General features: G+C 32.2%; 4 protein-coding genes. 3 read left to right on the plus strand and 1 reads right to left on the minus strand.

Annotated features, from left to right (window positions below; translation table 11 throughout):
* From ACH2BG_RS08310 to ACH2BG_RS08320, 3 genes are all read left to right on the plus strand, one after another.
* The coding region (locus ACH2BG_RS08310; protein WP_395047236.1) for an aromatic amino acid lyase at positions 1 to 390 on the plus strand (390 nt) is incomplete at its 5' end.
* Between the two features lie 49 nt (positions 391 to 439).
* Positions 440 to 1084 carry a DUF47 family protein gene (locus ACH2BG_RS08315; protein ID WP_309758891.1) on the plus strand — a complete coding sequence of 215 codons (645 nt, stop codon included), beginning with the start codon at positions 440 to 442 and terminating at the stop codon, positions 1082 to 1084.
* Positions 1085 to 1114: 30 nt separating this feature from the next.
* Positions 1115 to 2398, plus strand: coding sequence for an inorganic phosphate transporter (locus tag ACH2BG_RS08320; RefSeq protein WP_309758892.1), 1284 nt, complete (start codon positions 1115 to 1117; stop codon positions 2396 to 2398).
* 305 nt (positions 2399 to 2703) lie between these two features.
* Here ACH2BG_RS08320 and ACH2BG_RS08325 read toward each other — a convergent pair whose 3' ends face one another.
* Positions 2704 to 3210, minus strand: coding sequence for a YetF domain-containing protein (locus ACH2BG_RS08325; RefSeq protein WP_309758894.1), 507 nt, complete (start codon positions 3208 to 3210; stop codon positions 2704 to 2706).
* Positions 3211 to 3215: the final 5 nt, after the last annotated feature.

Genomic DNA, 3215 nt, shown 5'->3' on the forward strand with positions numbered 1-3215 from the left:
CTTAATTCAGGCTTGATGATTCCACAATATACCGCAGCGAGTATTGCAAGTCAGAACAAGCAGTTAGCAACACCAGCTAGCATAGATAGTATTGTTTCAAGTAACGGGCAAGAGGATCATGTAAGCATGGGTGCAAATGCCGCTACTAAAGCTTTACGTGTTTTAGATAATTTAGAACGAATTCTTGCCATAGAATTATTAAATGCTTCACAAGCTATAGAATACAGACGTCCTTTATTATCTAGTAACTTCATTGAGTTGTTTTTATGCGCGTATCGAGAGGAAGTACCGTTGATAAAAGAAGATAGGATTTTACATTATGACATTGAAAATACAGTTTCATTTTTGAATACTTTTCAAATAGAAAATAATTTGTTAACAATGGCTTAACATTAGCGATTAATAATGAAGTAATTTTGCCAAACTAAATTTTAATGAAATGAACATAAATAATTTTTTCCAATTTTTGGTTCCCAAAGACAAAAAGTTTTTCCCTCTTTTTGAAGAAGCTTCTAGTAATTTAATAGAAATTGCTACCAATTTGCATGAAGCTGTAAACCTTCCTTTAAAAGAACGCGAAGTTCTTTTTCAGAAAATTGATGTTTTAGAACAAAAAGGAGAAGATATTACCCGTCAAACAAACCTTGAGTTGAGTAGAAATTTTATTACACCATTTGATAGAGAGGATATTTATTCATTAATTACTTCAATTGATAATGTTGCAGGAAATCTTCATGGTGCAGCAAGTAGAATGCGTTTGTACCAAGTAGATAAGATTACCAAATCAATCAGAAAATTAACAGAAATTAATCTCGAAGCCTGTCAAAATATTGATGTTGCAATCAGAGAATTGAGAGATTTGAAAAAAATGAAGAATATTACTGATGCTTGTCTTCGAATTAATAAACTAGAAAATAAATCAGACAACGTTTATGACAAAGCGGTCCTTGATTTATTCGAAAATGAAACGGATGCAAAAAATATAATCAAATACAAGGAAGTATTATCAGTTTTGGAAACTGCAACGGATAAATGTAAAAGTGTAGCTGGTGTTTTAGAATCTATTTCTGTAAAACATTCTTAATCCAATCCGTTTTATTCTGAAATTAAAAATATGGAATTTACTCTACTTATAGTTATTATAGTTTTGGCATTGATTTTTGATTACATCAATGGTTTTCATGATGCTGCCAATGCTATAGCAACAGTTGTTGCTACCAAAGTATTAACCCCTTTTCAGGCGGTTGTTTGGGCAGCATTTTTTAACTTTTTGGCCTACTGGGTTTTTGGTTTTGGTGTAGCAGATACTGTTGCAAAAACTGCCAATACCATGGATATCAACTTGATTGTTATTTTAGCAGGTGTAATAGCAGCTATTATTTGGAATTTATTTACGTGGTGGCAAGGAATTCCCTCAAGTTCTTCTCATACATTGATTGGAGGATTTGCAGGAGCAGCCATTGCTCATGCTGGTTTTGGTGTAGTTTCTTGGTACAAAGCAGGAAAAGATGGTGGTATGCCTTCGGGAGTTTTAATCATCGTTGCTTTTATTATTTTGGCACCTTTATTGGGAGCTTTGATATCCTATCTCATGTCTATTTGGTTGCTTAATGCCTCTAAGAAAAGTATTTATCCAAAGATTTTCACCGCTTTGTTAATGATACTGACGATTTGGTTTGTAGAATCACAAATGGTTTATTTTGATCAAATTGAAAAACCTCGTTTTGATTCTCATTTTTGGAGTGTTGCTTTTGAGACACACAATATAAAATGGTTTTTAGTTGCTTTTATAGTTTTGTCAATTAGTACCTTTTGTTTGATATTTAGTAGTTTAAATTTAAATCAGGCGACTGCTTGGTTAAAGAAAATGCAATTACTATCATCTGCAGCTTTCAGTTTAGGTCACGGAGGAAATGATTCCCAAAAAGTAATGGGTATTATCGCAGCAGCTGTTGCAGTTTATATCAACACTAGTGGTGTCGCTCAAGAATCGCTGCCATCTTGGTTGGATGTTGTGTTACCAAATGATGAAGGTGCCTTTAGAATGCCCGCTTGGATTCCTTTAGCGTGTTATTCTGCTATTGCAGCTGGAACTTTAAGCGGAGGATGGAAAATCGTAAAAACAATGGGTTCAAAAATCACAAAAGTAACCTCTTTTGAAGGTGTTGCTGCTGAAACAGCAGGAGCTTTAACCTTATATTTTACAGAACATTTTAAAGTTCCTGTAAGTACAACACATACAATCACTGGATCAATCATAGGAGTTGGTCTTACTAAAAGAGTCTCTGCAGTGCGTTGGGGAATGACCGTAAGTTTGTTATGGGCTTGGGTTTTAACTATTCCTATTTCCGCAATTCTTGCAGCAATTATATATTACATTTTTAGTATTTTTATATAGTGAAGTGAATTATTTACAAAAAAAACCATTCTTAACGGAATGGTTTTTTTATACATTTTATATAAGTTTCTTTAAATTTCAGAATATAATTTGGTTTATGCGAAATGTTTAATTGTATTTGAAATTTCAGTTTTCATCGTTTAAAGCTTAAAATCTGGATTCATTTTGTTTGAATTTATAAATATATAATGAGTTTGATTCGAACAACAGTAAATTATTTGCTTTTTAAAAAGAGGAGATTATGAATTAAATTCTAAATTGAAAACAAAAAAGTTAATCTAAACAGATAGTTTCAAAAACTATTTTTATATCATGTTTTTGTGGATGTGTTTGCGTTTGTGATAGGTTTGTTTTAGGTTTTGATGTCCAGAAATGATACTGATGTTTCCATCAATTTCAAGCATAGCGAGTTTTACATCCTTAAAATATTCAATTCCATGTTCTCGCATGGCTTCTTTTAATTCGTCGGAAGTGATGTTTAATTTACTTAGCGTTTTAAAATCTAGAGTTCCATCATGTATTAGGATTTCTGGTTTTTCCTGCATGAAATCGCTGAATTTTGGAAATTTATACATTAGTTTTTTCAAAATAAAATTAATGCTAAATAATACTAACGCCGCTGCTAAACCACCTAGCAAACTAGTATCATTACCTACCATTGCATTTTGAACAGAGTTGCTTATCAGTAAAATAAGTATTACATCTGCGGTGTTTAGCTGCGATAATTCTTTTTTCCCAAAAATTCGCAATGCAACTACCATAAAAAAATAAACGGCACTACTTCGAAGTATTATAGCAAGATATTCGTTCATTTTTT

This window comes from Flavobacterium sp., from assembly GCF_043779715.1.
Classification (GTDB): domain Bacteria; phylum Bacteroidota; class Bacteroidia; order Flavobacteriales; family Flavobacteriaceae; genus Flavobacterium.

Excerpts from the sequence above, each read along its gene's own strand:
- ACH2BG_RS08315 (WP_309758891.1), top strand. The coding sequence starts at position 440 with ATGAACATAAATAATTTTTTCCAATTTTTGGTTCCCAAAGACAAAAAG.
- ACH2BG_RS08320 (WP_309758892.1), top strand. The coding sequence starts at position 1,115 with ATGGAATTTACTCTACTTATAGTTATTATAGTTTTGGCATTGATTTTT.
- ACH2BG_RS08325 (WP_309758894.1), bottom strand. The coding sequence starts at position 3,210 with ATGAACGAATATCTTGCTATAATACTTCGAAGTAGTGCCGTTTATTTT.